Origin of the sequence: Pseudomonas sp. lyk4-R2A-8 (genome assembly GCF_030209095.1) — a bacterium.
Lineage (GTDB): Bacteria > Pseudomonadota > Gammaproteobacteria > Pseudomonadales > Pseudomonadaceae > Aquipseudomonas > Aquipseudomonas quebecensis.
This window is the reverse complement of the sequence record NZ_JARVSS010000040.1, coordinates 16,224-37,469: the sequence shown is the minus strand read 5'-3', so window position 1 is coordinate 37,469 and position 21,246 is coordinate 16,224. Positions and strand designations below refer to the sequence as shown.

The window sequence follows — 21,246 nt, the reverse complement described above, 5'->3', positions numbered from 1 at the left end:
ATCGGCGTTCTTGTTTCTATGTTTCCCGGGATTCCGTGAAGAACCTTTTTTTTGCCTTGGATTTTTCCGGCGGAGTCAAAGCTCACAGCATGAACGCGTCTCTAATCCCGCTATGAATGAACACGGTCTTACGTCCTCGCCACCCCCGGCACATCCATGTTGATCTTGCGCCAGCACGCTTCAGAGAAACTGTAAGCCGAAAAAGCAATCAGCCCCAGGGCCATCACCATCAAGATCAACCACCCAGCGGGTAGATTCTGGAGCGCATCCAGTGCCTCTTTCATACCGGGTGGGTCCATGGCTTGATAAGTGGAACCGCTGATGGCCAATAACACGGCAATTTCTAAAAACACCACGCCACGGGCGATCAGTCCGAATCGTGAGACGGGGCGCACGTAGCGCATGACATCTTCGTCGGCCTCAAAATATTTTTCGAACGATGCCTTCCAGCCCTTGATGATGTGAGCAATGCCCACTCCGAGCGGAATGAGGGCGATCAGGTACACCAGCATGTTCGAGTGTTCCCATGACAACAGATGGGACAGCCAGTCTTTGGCCTGCCCTGTGGAATTGCCCGAGCTTTTAATGCCGCTTATCAGTAGACCCAGCGCAAAAAACGCCAGAGCGCCATTGACCATCCCCCCGGCAAATAAACCGGTTCGAATCACCAGGCCCTTGAATTCCTTGCCGTGATGATCGACGTCACGGGTAGCCTGCAGCACGCGCCAACACGCGAATGAGAGCAGGCCTGCTACCACAATCCCAATTAAAAAATAGCCGAACGGTTGGCTGAGCACGGCTTCCAGGCTCTTGTGGCTATCCTTGGGTTTGGTCGAATCCTGGGCTGCCAGCAGTGCGAAGATACCGATGATCAGATACAGCACGCCCCGGGCGGCATAGCCTCCTCGAGCAAGTATCACAAGACTGTTTTGCGCTGACATTCGATGGATTCCTGAGATCTGATTCAAGAGCAGACCCTTCTTGCCGGGAGGGGTTCTATCCCGATACGCCCTCAAGCCATCCTTTAAATGCCAGAATCCCCTCACTAGACCGTTCTGGAGAACCCCATGCTTCGCGTATTCGAACAACGGCTCGACCCTTTCCCGCCCGACGAGACTCCCCCGCCTCCGGAAGGCCTGGCGCGATTTTTATGGGCCTGCACCCGTGGTGCCCGTGGTTATATCGTCGTGCTCGCGCTGCTCAGCGCCGGTGTGTCGATTTACGAGGCCTGGCTGTTTTCTTTTCTCGGACAGGTCGTGGACCTGCTGTCGACCTGGCAAGCCGGCGGCGATGCAGCCGGGCAGGAAAGCCGGGTGCTGTGGGGGATCGGTATCGTGCTGGTGACCAGTATCGGCCTGGTTGCGCTGCGCACGATGGTGCAGCACCAGATATTGGCGATCAATCTGCCGTTGCGGCTGCGTTGGGATTTCCATCGACTGATGCTGCGACAGAGCCTTTCCTTTTTCTCCGATGAGTTCTCCGGCCGCGTCACCACTAAGGTAATGCAGACGGCGCTGTCGGTACGCGAGGTGCTGTTCACCCTGATCGAGATGGCGCCTGGAATCGGCGTGTACTTCATCGCGCTTATTACGCTGGCCGGCGGCTTTGATCCCAAATTGATGCTGCCTTTCATTGGCTGGTTGGCGTTATTCGGCCTGGCCATGTGGTACTTCGTGCCACGCCTGGGCAAAGTCGGGCAGGAACAGGCCAATGCGCGGTCATCAATGACCGGGCGCATTTCTGACGCCTACACCAATATCACCACCGTGAAGTTGTTCTCCCACTCAAAGCGTGAGGCGCATTTCGCGCGCGCGGCGATGGAGGATTTCAAGCAGACCGGCTTTCGCCAGATGCGCCTGGTCAGTCAGTTCGAGATCGTCAATCAGGCATTGGTGGTCGCGCTGATCATGGGCGCGGGCGGTTATGCCCTGTGGCTGTGGCACCAAGGCGAAGTCGGCACCGGCGCGGTAGCCGCAATTACCGCCATGGCGCTGCGCGTCAATGGCATGTCGCACTGGATCATGTGGCAGATGACCTCGCTGTTCGAAAATATCGGCACCGTGCAGGATGGCATGCAAACCTTGACCCGCGGGCCCAAGGTGCAGGACGCGCCGGACGCCGCCACGCTGGTCACCAGCGGCGGCGCGGTGACCTTCGACAATGTGAGCTTCAATTACAACGGCGAACGCCAGGTCCTCGACGGCCTGAGCCTGAACATCCGCCCAGGCGAAAAGATCGGCCTGGTAGGGCGTTCCGGCGCCGGTAAATCCACGCTCATCAACCTGTTGTTGCGCTTCTATGACGTGGACAAGGGGCAGATCTGCATCGATGGGCAAAATATCGCGCAGGTCACCCAGGACAGCCTGCGCAGCGCTATCGGCATGGTCACCCAGGACACGTCCCTGCTGCACCGCTCGATTCGCGACAACATCGCCTATGGGCGCCCCGACGCGACCGATGAGCAAATCCGCAGTGCTGCAGCCAGTGCCCAGGCCGACGGTTTCATCAGCCAACTGAGCGATAAGCAAGGTCACTCTGGCTATGACACGCTGGTGGGCGAGCGTGGCATCAAGCTGTCAGGCGGCCAGCGTCAACGGGTCGCCATTGCCCGAGTGATGCTCAAGAACGCTCCGATCCTGCTGCTTGACGAGGCCACCAGCGCGCTGGATTCAGAAGTGGAAGTCGCCATCCAGGAAAGCCTCGATGAAATGATGAAGGGCAAGACCGTCATTGCCATCGCCCATCGGCTGTCCACGATTGCGGCCATGGACAGGCTTATCGTCATGGATAACGGCCGTATCATCGAGCAAGGCACCCACGCTGAACTGCTCAGGAAGAACGGCACGTATGCGCGCTTATGGCACCACCAGAGCGGCGGGTTTCTGGGGGAGGATCAGGGGGTGGCCGAGACCACTGAATAGGCCTGCCCAGCACGCCCCTTCCGAGGGGCCGAACAGCCAGCCATCCGCCGCAAAAAATTTTTTTTGGTCGGCGCTTGAAATTTTTCCCCCTGAACCTACTTAGGTTTTACGCGATGCCGAATACGGGTCGCGTATCAAATCACTTGGAGAAAACTCAGGAGATTTTGCAATGGCTACTACTCTCTCGTTGGCCCCACTGTTCCGCCACTCCGTTGGCTTTGACCGTTTCAACGACCTTTTTGAATCGGCGCTTCGCAGCGAGGCCGGTACCACGTACCCACCCCATAACGTCGAAAAGCACGGTGATGACCACTATCGGATCGTTATCGCAGCTGCCGGCCTGGTGGAGGACGACCTGGAGATCCAGGTAGAAAAAGGTGTGTTGACCGTCGCCGGCGGCAAGCGCGAACACGATGAAAACGTCACCTACTTGCACCAAGGTATCGCCCAGCGCGCGTTCCGCTTGTCGTTCCGCCTGGTCGACCACATCGAAGTGCAGGGCGCGCAGCTCTCCAATGGCTTGTTGAGCATTGATCTGCTCAGAGTCGTGCCGGAGGAAGCCAAGCCTAAGCGTATTGCGATTGGCGGTGCGAGCAAGGCTGACGTGAAGTCGATCAGCGAGCAGTAATACAGCAATGAATAAAGGCGCTCTTCGGAGCGCCTTTATTTTTCGCAACCCACTTCACGCCCAGCGGGCGCCACGGTAGAGGCCGCGACGTCCCACGTCACCAGCAGTTGGCTGATTGCTGCATCGAGTCTTGCATGGGGCACGTTATCCCGCGCCAGGATCGACACCCCCTGCAAAAAACTGTCAAACACGCTCGCCATCACCGCAGCCTCGGTCGTCTGAGGCAACTCGCCATCACGCACAGCCCGTTCCACACACGCCACAATCCCGGCCCTCGTGCGCAACCTCGACTGGCTCAGCGCATTCGCCACCCGCGCGTTCTCCGGGCTTGGCGCGCTCATCACGCCGAGCGCCACCATGCAGCCCTTGGGGTGGCCGTCTTCGCATTGCATGCGTACCGATTGGCGCAGTGCGGTTTCGATGGCTTGGCGCGGCGACAGGGATTCGTCCCACAGGCATTCGGTAACTTGGGCGTAGGTGGCCAGGTAGCGCTGCACGCACTCCTCGAACAATGCTTCTTTAGAGCCGAAGGCGGCGTAAAAACTGGGCGCGGAAATACCGCCGCCCAGTCCGGCCTTGAGCTGGGCCAGGGAAGTGGCGTCATAGCCGTGCTGCCAGAACAGATGCAGGGCCTGTTCCACGGCCTGTTCACGGTCAAAACTACGTGGGCGGCCCATTTGTGCCATGTGACGTCTCCTTTGCAAAACGAGATAAATACTAGTCGATACATAAGTCGTTGACAACGCGTTGCGGTCCCCTGCAACATTTGTATCGATCAGTATCTAAATCCGTTCCACAAGGAGTTTCCCGTGACCCCCTCACTGACGTTATCGGCTTCGTCCGACCGCTTGCCCATCGGCGCCTTGCTCGCGCTGGCGATGACCGGTTTCATCTGCATCGTCACCGAAACCCTGCCCGCCGGCCTGTTGCCGTTGATCAGTGACGGCCTGGAGATTTCGCCGTCGATGGCCGGGCAGATGGTCACCGCGTATGCGCTGGGGTCGGTGCTGGCGGTGATCCCCATGACCATTGCCACTCGCGGCTGGCGCCGGCGCAACGTGTTGCTGCTGACCATCGTCGGCTTCCTGCTGTTCAATTCCATCACCGCGTTGTCGTCCCACTATGGCGTAACGCTGGTGGCGCGCTTTTTCGCCGGGGTGGCGGCGGGGCTGGCCTGGAGCCTGCTGGCTGGTTACGCACGGCGCATGGTCGCGCCGCATCAACAGGGCAGGGCGCTGGCGTTGGCGATGGTGGGTACGCCGATTGCGCTGTCGCTGGGTGTGCCGCTGGGCACCTGGCTCGGTGGCCTGGTGGGCTGGCGCACCACCTTCGGGCTGATGTCGGGCGTGAGCCTGGTGCTGATCGGCTGGGTGTTGGTGAAAGTCCCGGACTTTGCGCCGCAGCCCGCGCATCAACGCCGCTCATTGCGCAAGGTATTGACCACGCCGGGCGTACGCCCGGTGCTGGCGGTGGTGATCAGTTGGATGTTGGCCCACAACATTCTGTACACCTACATTGCTCCATTCGTGACGCCGGCGGGCCTGGCCGAGCGCGTGGACCTGGTGCTGCTGGTCTTCGGCATCGCCGCGTTAGCGGGCATTTGGGTCACGGCCAGACTGGTCGAGCCGTTATTACGCAACACTGTGCTGGTGAGCCTGGCGACGTTCGCGGCGGTAAGCGTGCTATTCGGTTTGCTGGGGCAGGTGCCGCAGGTGATCTACCTCGGCGTGGCGGTATGGGGCCTGAGCTTCGGCGGTGCCGCGACCTTGCTGCAAACCGCCCTGGCGGATGCGGCGGGGGATGGCGCGGATGTGGCGTTGTCGCTGAACGTGGTGGCGTGGAACAGCGCGATCGCGGGCAGCGGCGTGGCAGGTGGGGTGCTGCTGGACACGTGGGGTGTGGCCGCATTTGCGTGGGCGATGCTGCTATTGGTGGGCGTGGCGTTTGCCATTGCCTGGGCGGCCAGCGCCCATGGCTTCAAGCCGGGCGCGCGGGGTGCGGGAAAACCTACATCGCTCGGGCACTAATCTGACATTCGTTAGTCCATAATCCTCGAAATATCATTCACTTGGCCCCGTACGCGGGGCCTGCCGCGTCACTCTCTTTCGAAGATTCAATCCATGCACCTACGCAAAATTGCAGTTGGGCTATCGGCCTTTGTTTTGTTTTCAGCCGGGGCACAGGCTCGTGGCGCGATAGACCTTTACTCCCCTCAGGAACGGCAATTGTCGTTCGACCACTGCGCCGATGTCTTTCCAGGCGCGACGCCGATCAAAACCGCGAGCATCCCCGCCGGCATGAAACCCCTGGCGTTGTGCTCCGACCATTTCGCGGTGCTGTATTCGCAGACCAGCAAGACGCCGCTGGTGGTGGTGGAGCGTCTCAACGCGCGCCAGCTCAAGGACGCGAAAGGCGAAGAACGTACCAACCATTTCTATGCGGACCCGCGCATTCCCAAGGGCGCGCGCGCGGAGCTGAGCGACTACCGTGGCCTGCAACCGGCCATGGATCGTGGCCATCAATCCCCCGCTGCCGATGCACCCGACGCCAAGGCCATGGCCCAGTCGTTTGCGCTGTCGAACATGGTGCCCCAGGACCCCACCAACAACCGCAAGATCTGGAGCAAGGTCGAGGCCGATGTGCGCAAGTTCGCCTTGCGCGCCGGCGGCGACGTGTACGTGTTCACCGGGCCGTTGTTCGACGAGGGCTACGGCACCATCGGTGCCAACCAGGTCTGGGTGCCGACGCGGCTGTTCAAGCTGGTGTACGACGCATCGTCCCAGCGCGCCTGGGCCTACGTGTTGCCCAACGCCGAGACCCGCATTCAAAAGCCCATGGACTACGACGCCTTCGTGAAAAGCACCGGGCTTAAACTGCTGGGTAATCTGCCGGTGTCGGGGTCGGTCGGGCGCACCTGATCAAGCGGCTTACCTGGCTTTTTTCAACGCTTTCAAGCGTTGGGTTGCGCGTTGCACCGCGGCCATTTTTTCGGGGCGTTTCATGCGTTTCCACTTGCGGATCTCGTCCTTGCTGCGCCCGCAGCTGACGCACAGGTCGCCGCTGAGCTGGCAAGTGGAGACGCAGGGGTTTTCGATGTCTTTAGCCAAGATTTCACCTCGCAAAACCGTAAAGGGACGCATCCTGTCAGCGCGATCGCCGCCTCGCTGAAGCTCGACAGCGCCCACAGGTTATACTCACCCGTTCGCAATCACCTCTTCAAACCAACCGAGATACCTCATGAGCACCTCGCTTCCTCTCGCTCCCGCGCGCCGGCCTGTCGCACCGTTGGTGGCCTTTATGATCCTGGTGCTGGGCGCCTTGTTCCTGCAAAGCAGCGTCGACTCGCGCCAGGTGCTGTTGCTGGTGGTCGGCGCCGCACTGGGCCTGACCCTCTACCACGCTGCCTTCGGTTTCACCTCCGCCTGGCGCGTGTTTATCAATGATCGCCGTGGCGCCGGCCTGCGGGCGCAAATGGTGATGCTGGCGCTGGCGGTGCTGCTGTTTTTCCCGGCGCTGGGGGCGGGCACCTTGTTCGGGCAACCGGTGGTCGGGCTGGTGGCGCCGGCCGGGGTGTCGGTGGTGGTTGGCGCGTTTATTTTCGGCATCGGCATGCAGTTGGGCGGCGGGTGCGCCTCGGGCACGTTGTTCACGGTGGGCGGCGGTAATGCACGCATGCTGGTGACCCTGTTGTTCTTTATCTGCGGCTCGCTGATCGCCACGCACCATGTGGATTGGTGGTTTGCGCTGCCGGCGTTCCCGGCGGTGTCCATCGTCAAAAGCTTCGGCGTAATGCCCGCGCTGCTCGCCAGCCTGGCCATGTTTGCGATCATTGCGGCCGTCACCGTGCGCTTGGAAAAACGCCGTCACGGCCAGCTGGAAGCGGGCGTCACGAGCGAACATCACGGCTTGCGTCGCTTCCTGCGCGGGCCTTGGCCATTGGTGTGGGGCGCGATTGGCCTGGCGCTGCTCAACTACGCCACCTTGGCGCTGGCCGGGCGGCCGTGGGGGATTACGTCGGCATTCGCGCTGTGGGGCGCCAAGGTGGCGAGCGGCTTGGGTGTGGACGTGGCCAGCTGGGCGTTCTGGCAAATGCCGGGCAATGCCAAGGCCCTGGCCGCGCCGGTATGGGAAGACATCACCAGCGTCATGGACATCGGCATCGTCCTCGGTGCGCTGCTGGCTGCCGGCCTGGCCGGGCGTTTTGCCCCCAGCCTGAAGATCCCGGCGCGTTCGCTGCTGGCGGCGGTGATCGGCGGGCTGCTGCTCGGCTACGGGTCGCGCCTGGCGTACGGCTGCAACATCGGCGCCTACTTCAGCGGCATCGCGTCGGGCAGCCTGCATGGCTGGGTGTGGCTGGTGGCGGCGTTTATCGGTAACAGCGTGGGTGTGCGCTTGCGGCCGTTTTTCTTTGCGGGCGAGCGGCCCCAGGTGGCGCTGAGCGGTTGCTGAATCAGTCCTCCGGGCAAACGCTTGGCGCCTGTGCGGCCTCGGCCGCCAGCTTTTCCCGCTCGGCCTTGCTGATGTAGCGGTCCTTGCTTTTTGGTGCCAATTTGGCGCTGGCCTTTTTGGCCTTGGCCTTGAACAGCTGTTGCAGTTTTTTCTGGCGATTCATAGGTAGTTACCTGGAGTGTGCAGGCGCGGATGATACCAGCTTCAAAACCCGGCCCCGCTGCCTGGGTCGTTTTTCAGTGCCGATCTGTGCATTGAATCGCCATGCCTTTGGCTGATACTCGGGCCCCGCAACTCCCGAGTATTGAACGCTATAAGGAACACACCATGAGCCTGCACATCCGAACCCAACGCATGACCGTGCCTGCCGTGATTGCCGAAGACGCCCGCGTCAATCTGGAGGCGGGCGCCTTAGTCGAGGGTGTAGCTCAGGCGCACGTGCTGCGCCCAGCTGCCGTGCAGGCTGAACAACTGGCCTGGGGCGATCACGATGCGTTGAGCCAGCAGGCGCTCGAACACCTGCCGCATGTCCACCGGGCGCCTGGCCTCCAGCCAGAAACTCGCGCCGCCCTGGGGTTCGACCACGTGCCACTCGTCGTGCGTTCCGAGCAGGGCTTTCAGGCGCGTCATCCGTTCCCGCAATGCGGCGCGCAGCGTCACCAAGTGCTGGTCGATGCGCCTGGAGGTGAACAGCTTGGCGATTGCTTTCTGTCGGATGGGCGACAGGCGAAACCCGCGCGCCAGGAACAACCGCTGCAACTGAGACCCTTGCGCGCGACACAGCACATAGCCGTAGGGCGCCTCCGCGCCGATCACCTTGTCGAAGGTCGAGAACACCAACAGCTTCTGCGGGTCGGCAAAGTCGCGGTAGCGGGCGGGGCGCGCCTCGAAATACAGCTCGCCGTAGGTGTCGTTTTCGAACAGCCAGATATCCTGCTGCGCCAGCCAGGCGCAGATCTGCTGTTTATCCTGCGCCGGCATCACGCCGCCCTGGGGCGCGTTCACGCTGGATGACAGCACCGCCAGGCGGATCGGCTCTCGCTCCAGCAGCGCCTGGAAGGCGGCCAGGTCGAAGCGCCCGTCCGCGCCGAGGGGCATTTCAATCACGCGGATATCCGCCGCCTGCAATTGGCGCAGCACCGCCCAAGAACACGGCGATTCCACCACCGCCAGCGTGCCGCGCAACCCCAAAGCGCTGAGCGACAGGTCCAGCACGCTGTGCAGGTCCGAGCCGATATACACCTGTTCGGCTTGCCAATAGTTGTGAGTGGATTGGGTGTAGCGCGCGGCCAGCGCCGCACGCAACTCGGGCTCGCCGAATGGCAGGTACAGAGGGGTGAGGGAGCGTGGGTACTGGCGGGCCAGTTCGCGCTCCATCATCAACAAGGGGTTTTCCAACGACAGCAGCATCGCCGGGGCGTCGCTGCTCAGGGCCAGCATGCCCGGCTGGCGGGCATGGGCGAATACCCGGTCGAGCAAATCAGGCGAACCTTCGCGCGCGAACAGCGCCGGCACGGCCCGAGTGAAATAGCCAAGCTTGGGCCTGGCCTGGACACGTCCCTCGTCCTCCAGCAGCGCGTAGGCGTACTTGGTGGTCGACACCGACACCCCCAGGCGCTGTGCCAACTGGCGCAGGGACGGCAGCTTGCGTTCAGCTGTCGAAGGGCTCGCCTCGATCAACTCGACGAGGTAACGGTACACCGCCTGATAGGCGAAAGAAGCGTCGTCGGCGGTATCCATGAGCCCTCGGGTTAGCCAGGCTGGGCCGCCAAGCTATTACTGATGTTGCGCCCCAGCACCAGCACTGTAACAAAACCGCAGCCCACCAGGGCCGTGGCCAGGCTCAACAGCACCGAGCTGCCCAACTGGTCGACGATGCGCCCGCCGAAGAACGAACCCAAGGCAATGATCACCTGGAACAACGCGACAAACAGCGGCATGCCGCGCTCCACATCCTTGGGTGCGACCACAAACATCCAGATACTGGCACAGGCCGGGAAGGCACCGAAGGCGAAGCCCCACAGCCCGATCAGCATGGCGGCGCCGGTCATACCGGTGGCGAAGTGAGGGAACAGCGCGGTGCTGGTGCCGATCATCAGGGCCACCAGCAACAGGGTGTGACGCACACTGCGGTTGGCGGCGAAACCGGCGAAGATATTGCCGAACACCCCGGCCACGCCGAACAGCAACAGCAGCGAACCAATCGTCGGCCCATCGAAGCCGGAACTGTATTTGAAGAACGGCGCGACATAGGTATAGGCCGCAAAATGCGCCAGGCCGATCAACAGCACCGCGATCAACCCGATCCGCGCCTGTGGGTTGATAAACAACGCCGGCAGGTCACTGATGCGAATGGCCTTTTCCGGGGTGAGGCGGGGCAGCAGGAACACCTGCGCCAGCAGCACCGGAACGCCCAGCAGCGCGGTCACCAGAAAGGTCATGCGCCACCCCATCAGGCCGCTGAGCCAGGTGCCCACGGGCACGCCGAGCACGGTGGCCAGGGTCACGCCCATCATAATGATCGAGGTGGCCTTCGCCACGTCCACGCCCCTGGGCGCCAGGCGCCCACTGAGGGCGATGGCCGTGGCCCAGAAACCGCCGATGCTGATCCCCAGCAAGACACGGCCGAACAACAGCAGGCTGAAGTCACTGGCAAAGGCCACGACCGAGTTGGCGATGATCATGATCAGCGTCAGGCCGATCAGCAGGTAGCGTCGGTCCATCGCGCCGATGCTCACCGACAGGAACGGGGCGGCGAGTGCGGCCATGATGCCCGGCAGCGTGACCATCAGCCCGGCGTGGCCGGCGCTGATACCGAGGTCGCCGGCCACGTCGTTGAGCACACCCACCGGCAGAAACTCACTGGTCACCAGGGCGAATGCCCCCACCGCGACCGAGAGAATCGCCAGCCACTGCTGTTTGACGCTTTGTTGATTATGTTCGGGACGGCCGCTGGGGGCCTGAGGGGCGCTTGGCATGGTACTGGGTTCCAAGGGAATGTCGCCTGAGGCCAGGCGAAGGGGAAGAATGGGAGGCGATTATAGGAATCGGGCCTGGCCACCCTATAGGCGAGCGGTTCGATAGTAATCATCAGTGCTATCGATGTGAGGGGGGTGAGCTAGGCGTATGTGATGATCGGTCCCGCGCTGCGCGTTGCAACGATCATTTGATGCACGGTGAGTGAGCAACCTGCGTTGCTTAATTGCGAAACGCGCGCCGCAAAAACTCACTGATCAGCCCCACCACCTGCTGCTGAATTACCGCCCGTGGCCTGGCTCACGTCCCTGGGCCTTTGCCACAACTGCGCGGCGGCGGCGGGGCTGCGGTCTTTGCTGGTGGTCCCAGGATGATTGACCGCCGCCACGATATAGCCCAGCCGCGCCAATGCGCTGGCCAACCACGCCTGATTGCGCCAATTGCCGCCGTAACCGTGGAACAGCACCACCAGCGGATGCTCCCCGGCCACCACCGGCGCGTTCTGCACGGCCGGGGCGCCGACGAACACCACATTGTCGGCGATCAGCTCGGGCACCGCGCCGGTAGCGGCGGGGTATCAGACAGTCAGTTCCAACGGGCGGTTGTTTTGCACATCGGGCAGGGTTGCGGTCTTGAAGTCGACAGGGCTTTGGGCAGCGAAGGCGGGAGTGGCCAGGGATAGCAGGAGCAGGGTGCGCAGTGCGGTTTTCATTGGTGTTATCGTCCTTGAATTAAGCGGCGCAGCATGACCTAAAACAGGCAGTTTTGATAGAGAAGAGGCGGGACTAGGAAGTTACTGACACACTCCTACTTTTAAGTATTACAGAGACGTCCTTCGTGATTTTAGGAAGTGTTTGGCTTTCCTCGGGTAATTATTCATGCAATGTTAGGTGAGCAAATCTCACAGCTTGTTTGGCTGGGTCTTAGGTGTTAATTAATTGCTTTCTGGAGGTGATTATGAAAAGCCTGTTTATGAGCGATTGGATAATAAAGTTTCTGTTTGTCTTATTTGCTGTGTCTGTGGTGCCGTTTGTTGGGGCGGCCTCTGCGCAGGAAAATGCTATATCTAAGTCTGCGGCACCTGGTGCTGTGCTTGTTTTGTCTAATTCTGATACGAGTCCGGGGGTAGGGTTTGCAACGTTCTACGTTAGAAGTTCGGACTTTTCCCCAGGAACGCTTATCGACCCAAAACAGTTGGTGGAAATTCAATGGAGTACAACATACTATCCTGACAGTATCAGGGAGAACGTAAAGCTTTGCTATTCACGACCTTTCAGTTCGGAAGAAACGTGCAGGAATATCTATCCAAACTCCTTCGGGACGCTACATGATTTCAATATACAGGCGTTTGGTAATGGCTCGCGTGTCATTATTTATCACGAGGTTTACGGTGGTACGCCGCGCTATACTCGCCCGAGTGGCGTTGATTCAGTAACTTTCAAGTACAGGTCCTAAAGCGTAAAAGTGTTCGTTGCTTTTCGCCGATAAGTTATTTATGCAGAAATTATTTTTATGATACGGCAGAGTTGCTGGCCTCCTACTCAGGGAGAAATGCTCATGATTACTGTTAATTCTCATGCATCTTCATTTAATAGTCATGCGCCGATAAATAGTACTGTCGCTGCCACATCCGTGTTGTCGGTTTCGTCTGATAAGGATGAAACCCTCGCAACGGCATCAACGACGCGTGAAGTGACGAACAGTACCGTCTCACTACTGGCTCGCCAATTGAGCGAAGCGGCAATACGCGCTGGAAGCCGCCTGCGTTCGAAGAACGAAGACTCGTTCCACGCGATTACCGGCGACAACTACATCGTCAACAAAGCGCACTACGGTGCAGTGCCTCCCAACACCGATAACCCGGAACTCCTGGCTCGCGCACGGCAGGCTAATGGTTTCGTCGACGGTACTGACAGCAACCCTTTCAAAGGGCTTGCGCGCGATCAGCTGAGCCTGATTGCCGGGGACGATAGCGGTTCTTTCACCCTCAATGAACGGCGTTCAGCGTGGGAAGAGTTGCAAGCAACGGCCCCCAAGTTAGACAACCACTCTGAACCGACACCTGCTAATGGGCGTGACCTCTTGATTACGCGCTTGTACAGGGGGGTTGAACCGCCGGTCGCCTTGCCTCCTGCCACCCGGGAAAACGGCACTCAGAACCATGCCGATTTCCTGAACCGTGAGGATCGAGCCTTGATTTCGGACATGTACGCTTATGCGGCAGCGCAGGGTGCTGATTTGCGTTTCGTTGATCACTTGGCATTTGAAATAGGCACCTATCGTCACTACAGCGATGGCCGTCAACTTGCAGGGAGTAACGTTCGCTATGACGGGGAAGGGTATCAGGTGACGTTCGATTTCAAGCCGGAAGACGCCGCCATTGCTTCAAGCGTCCTGAACGGCACGGCAATCAAAAGCACGCGTTTCGATCAAGGCTTTTTGCAGTACATCCTGCATCCCGCCCAAGGTGCGTTCAGCAACATCGGCGGCGTACCGTTCCTGGAAAAAATGGTGAAAAAATTCTCCAGTGAAGGCGTTGATCAGCCCCCTCTCGGCAGCGAGTTTTCCACCTTAAAGAAAATCAGGATTGAGGACCATATTGTCCAAACCACCAACAAGAACATACGACTGCCGCCCTTCAAACCTGTAGTGGAGAAACTCAATGGCGTCTGGACAGTCACCGAACACGGCAAAGCAGAAGGCTATACGATGGACAAAATCACTGGCCGGCTAATTAAGCCAGTCGAGCCTTCTGATCTTGCTGGTCCGCAGCGCTCAGAGCCTGGCCTTGCCACAGGCGCAGCGCGTGACCGCACCCTGCTTGAGGCCCTTTCAGGCAACCGCGAAACGCCGACCAAGCGTTGGTTCTGGGCCGGCAATGTGTTCAACCTGATCAAAAGTTTAAAACCGTGAAACGGTGCATCAGCCGGGCGCCGCGGTGGCTAGCAGCGAACGAGCGTTACAGCCCTGGCGGCGCGGTTTGCCCCTACGCATGCGTCAGCCCCGTCAACGTATCCGCAATTGTCTTGGTCCGCTGCGCCGTGCCCTCAGTGGCGCGGCTCGACGCTTCCAGCGCATCGAGCATCTCGCGCAGCGCGCCGACCCCGGTGGATTGGTCTTCGATCTGTTGGGCAACGCGCTGGATCTCACTGGACAGCAGGTCAATATCCACGCCGATTTCCGCCGCATTCTTACGGGTGATTTCCGCCAGTTTGCGCACTTCGTCCGCCACCACCGCAAACCCACGGCCCAGGTCACCGGCGCGTGCCGCTTCAATGGCCGCGTTGAGCGCCAGCAGGTTGGTTTGCCCGGCGATCTGTTGAATCACCTGCACGATCGACTGAATACGCAAACTCGACCCCGCCAGCGTACGCGCCCCTTCCACCGCCACATCCGCCTGGCTGGACAAGCCTTCCACCGTGGACCCGGCCTGGGCCGACACCGCGTTCTGCTGGTCGATGGTCCCCACCAATTCATCCATCGACGCGTGCAACTCGCCCGAGTAATGCTTGAGCTGCGCTGCGATGTCTTCCTGCTGGCGCTCCGCCTGGGCCAGCACCATGCCCAAGTCCGCCAGCCCCTCGAACACCGGCAGGATATTGCGATCCAGCCCGCGGGTATTAAGGGTGTTGGCAAAGTCATTGTTTTTGAACGCGGCAATCTGCTTGACCACTACATGGTTCAATCCCGCCAGCTTCTTCACCTGCCGACGTAAGAAAAATGCCTTGAACTCGCCGTAATGGGCGATGAAATTGTCCACGTACTCGTCACTGAAACTTGCGCCTTTGCCCACCCGGAAAAAGAAAATCGCCGTCAGTGTCTGGTTAAGGTTCAAACCCAGAATTTCGCCAAAGGTGGAGAACCCCGCCAGCGGCACATCGCCGAACGTGCCGGCCATGCTGCCCAGTTCGGCGCCATTGTTCAGCCGCCGCAAGATGCAGTCATTCAAGATGCCCGCCACCGGTTGGCCGCCCTTGCCGCGTAGGAATTGTTCATAGTCCCGGCGCGTCGCCTCGCGCAATGGTGTACGCCGCACCATCACCAACTCTTCGCCCGGCGCCACGTCGCAGAACAGCTGCACGATCTGCTGCTCATAGTCGATGCGCGCGATGGAGCGCACAAACAACTCACTGCCCACGCGGATGGCAAACGAATAATCCGCCAGCTTCGGCTCCAGCGCCTGGGGCGTGCAATTGAAGGCATCACACAACGCCTGCACCATGCTCTTGATGTTGCCCGCGCTGTCGATGACCTGGTCAATGGTGCGGTCCTCCACCGAAGCAGTCAGCACGCTGAAGGTCAAATCCGCCGGTTTAAAGTTCTGGCTCTTGAACACCCCAAATCGCACATGCTCCGCCGTCTTCAGGAACACAATCTGTGCATGGTTCTGATAGCTGCGCTGGCCGTCATGAATCAGCGTCTTCTGGAAATCCGACTTACCCCCGGCCGATCCCCCTACAAACAAACACGGGAACCGCCCCGACTCATACAACGCCTCCATAAAAAACGACTCCGACGCCGACAGCCCATCGAACACCACATACGCCAGCGTATCGCGATGATCGATCGACGTGCGCACCTGCACACGCTTGATATTGGCCACCAACTTGGCAATTCGCTCCTGCATGCCCAGGCGCTTGCCACCGCTGCGAATGTCCTCGCACTCCAACGGCACCATCACCACCTCGGCCGAGGCGATCACACTGTCGTCGAACAACTGCAACACAATCCGATCCCAGCGCTCGCCGGTGGCGCAATACAGCGAATTGGGCGCATTGCAGAGCTCGCCGGAGGTGGTGCAGAGGCTGATCGTGGCGTGCGGGAACCGGCGTTTGAGCTTGGCGGCGATGGCGTCGATGTCCAGATGCGGCGAGATGAAACCGGTGATCAGCGTGGGCGTGATGCGCTGGGCGGCTAAAGCGGCGTCCAGGTCGCTGGCGGTACAGGTGAGGGTGGTGGTGCCTTGGCGAGCGGGCCGGGATTTTTTCAGAAGGGCGAGTGGATTCATGGGGTGGGGCTCGGTCGAATGGGGATGCGGGGGGCATGCGGTTAGTAGGGTTATCGGCGGGTTGGGTGGGGGCTGGAGGGCGAGGCGGTGGGGTGCGACGGAAGGACGCGGTGAGGGGGCTTTCGGCCGAAAGCGGACCGCCGGCGCGGTTCTGGTTCAGCCCGATAGTCAAGGCTCACAGCATGCGACTGTATATCTAAAGTCATTCTGGCTTATTGCTTACACCTATATCCCTATAGGCCCCTTCTCGCGGTCCAGTTCACTGGGGGGTATTGAAGACCCTCTAAGCTCCAGCGGGAGCATGCTCCCTCGCCACAGGGGAACATTAAAGTCATAAGACTTGTATTGGCCGCTGGGTAATTGGCATAGTGCTGCCACTCCCCAACTGACCCGGCGCCAAGGACTAAGTCAGCCAGAAGCTGACGGAAGTTCAGGGCCTTGCCAGGTTGCTTGTTCCAAGGATCTGGACATTTAACCCATGAAAACATACGCAGCGCTGGCCTTTGCGCTCACCGCCCTGTGCAGCCCCCTCCACGCGGCGAGCTGGCAGATTTGCCGGCTGGACGTGCAGATCGTCAACGTCTTGAAACAACCGTACCCGCAGCTGCAGGGGCGGATCCTCAAGGTCGCCCCGACCTCCCAAACCACGCAATGTCCTCAGCAAGGCTCGACGCTCACCTTCACCCCGGAAACCACCGATTACCAGAACACCCTCCCGCGTCGGCAATGGCCTCGAAAAGGCCAGTCGGTGCAGATTGACTACCGGTATCTGGATGGAATTTGCAAGGGCGACGGCCACCCGCATCCGTGTCGCATCGAGCACTACCCACTCATGGGGCGCTAATCGGGCGTCACTCGCTCACGCAGCCTTCGCAGCAACCCATCGCATGGATATGCCCAGCGCTCCTTCGCGCGGAATGCGTGGCGCTGTAGCATCATGAATTCTGGCAGCGATCCAGCTCTAAGGACGATTGATGGCTATTAACTTTGAACCCAATATAGGGCAGATCTTGGAGTGTAATTACGGCGACTATCAGTACGATGAAAACGCCATGGCTATCACTAGAGGGACTCAAGCGTACTGGCTGCCTATCAGCCATTCCAGCTCGGCCTGTCCGATCAGAAAGTCAGTTATCGGCTAATAGCAGCCACTCGTAAACGGTAGTCCCGCATCGCATCAGGCAACCGTCGATCATTCTCGCGGAGTCTGGACGTTCGAATTTTCAATGCTCGCGAGAAAATTGCAGGTATCCCGATTAGAACGCAGACAAACCACGCGGCAAGCTGGTGGCGCTGTTGCAACAAGTTGCCGCATCTTTTCTCGAGCTGATTTTTTCGTCCGCCACATGAATCTAAAAAACTCCGGCAGGTTCATCAGCAGTTCGGGGCAGTTCTCAGGCAAGTCAGGCCGAGACTGACCGCGTTGGAGCAGGGTTCTGCGCAGTACGCGTAAGAATCGAAGCGTCGCCGAACGATCAATCCATATCAAGAGGTCTGCACGGGCCAGCCGGTTGTCCCAAGTGGCTGAATGGCCGCCTTCGAATATCCAACAATCTCGGGCCTCTACATCGAGACAAAGCTGTGTCTTCTCGTCCGGACTTCGCTCGATCCACCCTGGCTGCCAGTGAATAGTGTCGATATGAATGACCGGCAAACCTGTGCGCTGACCAAGCTCACGCGCCAAAGTGCTTTTGCCTGACCCAGGTTGACCAACAATCATCACCCGTTGCATCGAAGCTCCTTCTCACTATGCCAGCTGATTTTCCGGGGCGGCGATTTTACGTCAAGACCGATCTCGGTCAACAAAAAGCGGTCAGTATGACAGGCAGCTTCTGGCCCAGAGTGTGTAAAAACGCTCATGGGCATCATTTTTTGGAGTATCGACGTTCGTTGGCTGAGCGATCGCATGGTCAGCGTCACGGCTTGCATCGGTAACGACCTGGAGTACGCCAACGCTGTTTTACAGCCTCTCGGATGCCAAAACCGGCGTTTTTTTAGCTCGACAGCGCCTTCATCAAACCGTTGGCACCGATGACTTTCATGACCCGTTTCAAGTTGTAGGCGAGCACATTCAAGCTCATCTCGGCGCTCACCCCTGCGAGCTTTCGGGTCAGGAAGTGCGTCGCCCCCATCCATTGTTTGAGCGTCCCGAAGGGATGCTCAACAGTTCGTTTTCGGACTCGCATCATCTCCGGCGCGTTGCGCAACCGGTTCTGCATTTCTTCCAGTACCGCTTCATGTTCCCAGCGCCGAACTCGTCGTTCCGTGCTCGGTGTGCACTGCGATTTCAAGGCGCAGCCCTGGCATTTCGAACTCCAGTAACGGTGCAGCTTCAGGCCTTTTTCAACGTTGGTATAGCGCCAAATGAGCGCTTCTCCAGCCGGACAAATATATTCGTTCTTGGCCGTGTCATAGATGAAGGCATCGTTATTGAAGCGCCCGTCAGCCTTGGCTCCAGAGGTCATCGGCTTGGGCACAAAAGCGGTGATGTCTGCATCATGACAAGCGAGGATTTCTTCGCTTTTAAAGTAACCTCGGTCAGCCACTACCGACAGCGTTTCTAGCGCCATCGCGTCGCGGGCCTGCTTGGCCATCGAGCTAAGTTGATCACGATCGGAACCGACGTTGGTCACCTCATGTGCGACGATCAAATGGTGCTGCGTATCGACCGCTGTCTGGACGTTGTAACCGACGATACCGATGCCGCGCGTCATCATGGAGCGGGCGTCTGGATCGGTCAGTGAAACCTGTTTATCCGGCGATTCGTTGAGCTGGATTTCAATCGCTTGAAGCTCTTTCATTTGCGTTTTCAGCTTGGCGATTTTCTCTTCCAGCCGCACGGCTTTTGGCTTGGAAGCTGTGGGTTCTTGCCGATCGGCAGTATCGAGCGCCGTCAGGTAACGGTTGATGCTCGATTCAATTTCTTCCATTCGCCGCTTCAGTTTGGCGCTGGTGAAATTGCGGTCGCGATTGTTGACTGCCTTGAATTTGCTGCCGTCGATGGCCACCAGATTTTCTCCGAACAGTCCCAACTGCTGGCACAGTACAACGAACTGGCGACAGACGCCTCGGATGGCCTTGCTGTTGTCTTTTCGGAAGTTGGCAATGGTCTTGAAGTCTGGCATCAAACGCCCGGTCAACCACATGAGCTCGACGTTGCGTTGAGCTTCTCGCTCCAAACGTCGGCTCGACTGGATGCGGTTGAGATAGCCGTAGATATAGATCTTCAGCAAGATCGCGGGGTGGTAAGCAGGCCGGCCAGTATCGGCTGGAATGGCACCTTCAAAACCCAGATTGACTAGGTTGAGTTCGTCGACGAAAACGTCGACTACACGCACCGGATTGGTATCGCTGACGTAATCGTCGAGGCTCTCGGGGAGCAAGGTGCTTTGACCGCGATACTCGCCTTGAATGAAGCGCTTCATCGGCAACTCCTGCGTTAAAATCCCCAGCGATCATACACGCGATGACAATTATGAAAGCCCCGAGAATGACTAAGACACACGCCCCTCACCGGGCTCAAAAGCTCGTGGAACTTGGCTGGACTGTTAAACATGAATTCAAGGCTGACAACGAAACGTACGAGTGGTATCTGGAATGGGAGCACGTTGAAGAGCCTCCATTGCTTTCCTCGCAAGATAATTGGGATAAACCCAGCCACTACCGCCCTTGTGACTGATTCAATATGGCAGATTTAACGTTGCAGATCTAAGCACGATAGATGCGTTTTTACACAGTCTCGGCCGATAGCTGCCGCTCACGAACAGCCACTTTCGGCCAAAAGCAGCCTTTCGCATTCGTCAGTCGTCGGGCAAAAGCTTCTTGCCGAGACGGGTTTCAAGCATGGGTCACCGCAGTGGCCATATGATACTATTAGGCAATTGATGAATTTGATTTGCACCGTCGGCAGATTGCAAATACAGGGTTAGACATGGACGCACATGAGCTATACAGTTTTCTGAGAGATCCGCAGCTGCTTGAGCTAATTGAACTAAATAAAATTTCAAATAACATTTTCGATATTGTTAAGCTCGGCGAAAATCAAAATTCGAGTATGCTTGCATGGTGCATGAATCCCAATGAAGGCCATGCACAAGGTGATGCGGTGATACGTGACTTTCTCGAAAGCGCATACGCAGCTAGCGAGGGTTGCACCTACGACAATAAGAAGTTTTTCGCCGAATGGACACCTGGGCGAATTAGAACTACAAGTTTCGGCGCCGCGTTTGTGACGCGCGAGCTAAGTATCAAAGTGGACGATGGTACTGCAAACGGCCGGCTTGACTTATTTTTGGTCGACCCCCAAAACAAAATCCTTATCACTATAGAAAACAAGGTAAAGGCGTCGCTTAATGCTGCCCAACTTGAAAAGTATGTGGCCGCAGTCAAAGCTCAGCTATCCTCTCGAAAGGTTTTCTCTGAGTATCACCTTGCTTTCATTGTACTAGACAAAGACTTGGAGGCTTATACAGAACAACAGCTCGGCGCATTGGGTAAGCGATGGGCTTTAATGGATTATAAATGGCTAGAGCTGTCTGCTAATCGAGCACGGCACAACCTTACTCGGGGAAATCAAGCAGCACAAATGCTTGCAGCCTACTGTCAGAGTGTCACAAATTGGGAAGATCCAGCGAGAAAGGAAATCGCCGAAATAATGGCGGATTTAGCACTTTCTCACCCAACCGTTATAGAGTGCCTTCGTAAGCTTAGCGGAACCGCGATGGATCGCTGGGTTTCATCAACGCTGGAGGGGCATGAAGGTGAATTGACCCTCTTCTTGGCCCAACACAAAGTGGTCTGCCAAAAGCTAATAAGCATTAAAGGTGTGGCTAGCATCCTGCCGAAGCTAAAAAAAGCGATGCCGTCGTTACCTGTGGGCTGTATTGAAGAAGGTGGTTATTGGTTTGTCATAAAGCCTCCATCGGCCCAGAAAATTGAACGGGAAGACCATTGGGCGATTTATATTGATCTATATCGCCTAAATCAAATTTCAACAGCTAAATCTCCTAAATTCAATGTAAAACTCGTTTGGGTGAAAAGTGCCTTCGATCCATCTACATGCTCTGAAGTTGCATTGCGCGATTACTTTGAGCCTGAATTCAAAGAGCTTGGCAAGCGCGCCAGTTCGGATAGAAGGCGCATCATGCTGGCTGAGCATGTTACGCCCACTGAGGCCATAGCTGTGGCCGCGGAAACCATTGAAAGACTAGAACAAAGACTCAAGGAATATCTTAAGGCACCATGAGCGTCTAAAGTCGCATGTC

The 21,246-nt window shown here is 58.4% G+C and carries 18 protein-coding genes and 1 pseudogene; 9 read left to right on the top strand and 10 right to left on the bottom strand.

Annotated elements, in window-relative coordinates; translation table 11 throughout:
* Window positions 1-128: 128 nt before the first annotated feature.
* Complete coding sequence (locus tag QRN10_RS24890) at window positions 129-941, bottom strand: DUF1206 domain-containing protein (protein WP_181075638.1); 813 nt, start codon at window positions 939-941, stop codon at window positions 129-131.
* A 126-nt stretch (window positions 942-1,067) separates the two neighbouring features.
* On the opposite strand from QRN10_RS24890, the gene QRN10_RS24885 reads away from it, so the two are divergent.
* Both QRN10_RS24885 and QRN10_RS24880 read left to right on the top strand, forming a co-directional pair.
* A complete protein-coding gene (locus QRN10_RS24885; RefSeq protein WP_253508653.1) occupies window positions 1,068-2,921 on the top strand; it encodes an ABC transporter ATP-binding protein in 1,854 nt (617 codons plus the stop codon).
* 169 nt (window positions 2,922-3,090) lie between these two features.
* Complete coding sequence (locus QRN10_RS24880) at window positions 3,091-3,549, top strand: Hsp20 family protein (protein WP_181075634.1); 459 nt, start codon at window positions 3,091-3,093, stop codon at window positions 3,547-3,549.
* Window positions 3,550-3,584: 35 nt separating this feature from the next.
* On the opposite strand, the gene QRN10_RS24875 is transcribed toward QRN10_RS24880, so the two are convergent.
* Complete coding sequence (locus tag QRN10_RS24875) at window positions 3,585-4,235, bottom strand: TetR/AcrR family transcriptional regulator (protein ID WP_181075633.1); 651 nt, start codon at window positions 4,233-4,235, stop codon at window positions 3,585-3,587.
* A 123-nt stretch (window positions 4,236-4,358) separates the two neighbouring features.
* Between QRN10_RS24875 and QRN10_RS24870 the strand changes: the two genes are divergently transcribed.
* Together QRN10_RS24870 and QRN10_RS24865 are read left to right on the top strand one after the other, a co-directional pair.
* Complete coding sequence (locus tag QRN10_RS24870; RefSeq protein WP_181075631.1) at window positions 4,359-5,576, top strand: MFS transporter; 1,218 nt, start codon at window positions 4,359-4,361, stop codon at window positions 5,574-5,576.
* A 93-nt stretch (window positions 5,577-5,669) separates the two neighbouring features.
* Window positions 5,670-6,467 (top strand): DNA/RNA non-specific endonuclease, encoded by a 798-nt coding sequence (locus tag QRN10_RS24865; RefSeq protein WP_266246221.1) that lies wholly within the window; start codon window positions 5,670-5,672, stop codon window positions 6,465-6,467.
* Between the two features lie 9 nt (window positions 6,468-6,476).
* Here the strand turns inward: QRN10_RS24865 and QRN10_RS24860 are convergent, their stop codons facing one another.
* The gene (locus QRN10_RS24860) at window positions 6,477-6,656 is read right to left on the bottom strand and encodes a DUF1289 domain-containing protein (protein WP_027604002.1); all 180 of its coding nucleotides are present in this window, start codon (window positions 6,654-6,656) and stop codon (window positions 6,477-6,479) included.
* A gap of 130 nt (window positions 6,657-6,786) precedes the next feature.
* Between QRN10_RS24860 and QRN10_RS24855 the strand changes: the two genes are divergently transcribed.
* Window positions 6,787-7,998: a YeeE/YedE family protein gene (locus QRN10_RS24855; protein WP_285429365.1), complete on the top strand. Its 1,212-nt coding sequence runs from the start codon at window positions 6,787-6,789 to the stop codon at window positions 7,996-7,998.
* Window position 7,999: 1 nt separating this feature from the next.
* Here the strand turns inward: QRN10_RS24855 and QRN10_RS24850 are convergent, their stop codons facing one another.
* From QRN10_RS24850 to QRN10_RS24835, 4 genes and pseudogenes are all read right to left on the bottom strand, one after another.
* Window positions 8,000-8,161 carry a DUF2986 domain-containing protein gene (locus QRN10_RS24850; protein WP_181075625.1) on the bottom strand — a complete coding sequence of 54 codons (162 nt, stop codon included), beginning with the start codon at window positions 8,159-8,161 and terminating at the stop codon, window positions 8,000-8,002.
* A gap of 248 nt (window positions 8,162-8,409) precedes the next feature.
* Window positions 8,410-9,738: an aminotransferase-like domain-containing protein gene (locus tag QRN10_RS24845; protein ID WP_285429364.1), complete on the bottom strand. Its 1,329-nt coding sequence runs from the start codon at window positions 9,736-9,738 to the stop codon at window positions 8,410-8,412.
* A gap of 11 nt (window positions 9,739-9,749) precedes the next feature.
* Window positions 9,750-10,976 (bottom strand): MFS transporter, encoded by a 1,227-nt coding sequence (locus QRN10_RS24840; RefSeq protein WP_253508639.1) that lies wholly within the window; start codon window positions 10,974-10,976, stop codon window positions 9,750-9,752.
* Between the two features lie 290 nt (window positions 10,977-11,266).
* Window positions 11,267-11,686 (bottom strand): annotated as a pseudogene (locus QRN10_RS24835) (alpha/beta hydrolase family protein); the annotation flags it as partial.
* 245 nt (window positions 11,687-11,931) lie between these two features.
* On the opposite strand from QRN10_RS24835, the gene QRN10_RS24830 reads away from it, so the two are divergent.
* Entirely contained in the window at window positions 11,932-12,429 is a 498-nt protein-coding gene (locus QRN10_RS24830) for a hypothetical protein (protein ID WP_253508637.1), read from the top strand.
* A gap of 102 nt (window positions 12,430-12,531) precedes the next feature.
* Entirely contained in the window at window positions 12,532-13,887 is a 1,356-nt protein-coding gene (locus tag QRN10_RS24825) for a hypothetical protein (RefSeq protein WP_285429363.1), read from the top strand.
* Window positions 13,888-13,960: 73 nt separating this feature from the next.
* On the opposite strand, the gene QRN10_RS24820 is transcribed toward QRN10_RS24825, so the two are convergent.
* A complete protein-coding gene (locus QRN10_RS24820; RefSeq protein WP_285429362.1) occupies window positions 13,961-15,982 on the bottom strand; it encodes an FIST N-terminal domain-containing protein in 2,022 nt (673 codons plus the stop codon).
* Between the two features lie 478 nt (window positions 15,983-16,460).
* Here QRN10_RS24820 and QRN10_RS24815 point away from each other — a divergent pair, with 478 nt between their 5' ends.
* A complete protein-coding gene (locus tag QRN10_RS24815) occupies window positions 16,461-16,826 on the top strand; it encodes a hypothetical protein (RefSeq protein ID WP_285429361.1) in 366 nt (121 codons plus the stop codon).
* Window positions 16,827-17,174: 348 nt separating this feature from the next.
* On the opposite strand, the gene QRN10_RS24810 is transcribed toward QRN10_RS24815, so the two are convergent.
* Together QRN10_RS24810 and QRN10_RS24805 are read right to left on the bottom strand one after the other, a co-directional pair.
* Window positions 17,175-17,714: an AAA family ATPase gene (locus QRN10_RS24810; RefSeq protein ID WP_285429360.1), complete on the bottom strand. Its 540-nt coding sequence runs from the start codon at window positions 17,712-17,714 to the stop codon at window positions 17,175-17,177.
* 262 nt (window positions 17,715-17,976) lie between these two features.
* Entirely contained in the window at window positions 17,977-19,407 is a 1,431-nt protein-coding gene (locus QRN10_RS24805; protein WP_285429359.1) for an IS1182 family transposase, read from the bottom strand.
* Between the two features lie 506 nt (window positions 19,408-19,913).
* Between QRN10_RS24805 and QRN10_RS24800 the strand changes: the two genes are divergently transcribed.
* On the top strand, window positions 19,914-21,227 hold the full coding sequence (locus QRN10_RS24800; RefSeq protein WP_285429358.1) for a PDDEXK-like family protein: 1,314 nt from the start codon (window positions 19,914-19,916) through the stop codon (window positions 21,225-21,227).
* Window positions 21,228-21,246 lie beyond the last annotated feature (19 nt).

Bases quoted from the DNA above. Each gene is read 5' to 3' on its own strand.
- QRN10_RS24890 (WP_181075638.1), bottom strand. From the start codon at position 941: ATGTCAGCGCAAAACAGTCTTGTGATACTTGCTCGAGGAGGCTATGCC.
- QRN10_RS24885 (WP_253508653.1), top strand. From the start codon at position 1,068: ATGCTTCGCGTATTCGAACAACGGCTCGACCCTTTCCCGCCCGACGAG.
- QRN10_RS24880 (WP_181075634.1), top strand. From the start codon at position 3,091: ATGGCTACTACTCTCTCGTTGGCCCCACTGTTCCGCCACTCCGTTGGC.
- QRN10_RS24875 (WP_181075633.1), bottom strand. From the start codon at position 4,235: ATGGCACAAATGGGCCGCCCACGTAGTTTTGACCGTGAACAGGCCGTG.
- QRN10_RS24865 (WP_266246221.1), top strand. From the start codon at position 5,670: ATGCACCTACGCAAAATTGCAGTTGGGCTATCGGCCTTTGTTTTGTTT.
- QRN10_RS24855 (WP_285429365.1), top strand. From the start codon at position 6,787: ATGAGCACCTCGCTTCCTCTCGCTCCCGCGCGCCGGCCTGTCGCACCG.
- QRN10_RS24850 (WP_181075625.1), bottom strand. From the start codon at position 8,161: ATGAATCGCCAGAAAAAACTGCAACAGCTGTTCAAGGCCAAGGCCAAA.
- QRN10_RS24845 (WP_285429364.1), bottom strand. From the start codon at position 9,738: ATGGATACCGCCGACGACGCTTCTTTCGCCTATCAGGCGGTGTACCGT.
- QRN10_RS24840 (WP_253508639.1), bottom strand. From the start codon at position 10,976: ATGCCAAGCGCCCCTCAGGCCCCCAGCGGCCGTCCCGAACATAATCAA.
- QRN10_RS24830 (WP_253508637.1), top strand. From the start codon at position 11,932: ATGAAAAGCCTGTTTATGAGCGATTGGATAATAAAGTTTCTGTTTGTC.
- QRN10_RS24825 (WP_285429363.1), top strand. From the start codon at position 12,532: ATGATTACTGTTAATTCTCATGCATCTTCATTTAATAGTCATGCGCCG.
- QRN10_RS24820 (WP_285429362.1), bottom strand. From the start codon at position 15,982: ATGAATCCACTCGCCCTTCTGAAAAAATCCCGGCCCGCTCGCCAAGGC.
- QRN10_RS24815 (WP_285429361.1), top strand. From the start codon at position 16,461: ATGAAAACATACGCAGCGCTGGCCTTTGCGCTCACCGCCCTGTGCAGC.
- QRN10_RS24810 (WP_285429360.1), bottom strand. From the start codon at position 17,714: ATGCAACGGGTGATGATTGTTGGTCAACCTGGGTCAGGCAAAAGCACT.
- QRN10_RS24805 (WP_285429359.1), bottom strand. From the start codon at position 19,407: ATGAAGCGCTTCATTCAAGGCGAGTATCGCGGTCAAAGCACCTTGCTC.
- QRN10_RS24800 (WP_285429358.1), top strand. From the start codon at position 19,914: ATGGACGCACATGAGCTATACAGTTTTCTGAGAGATCCGCAGCTGCTT.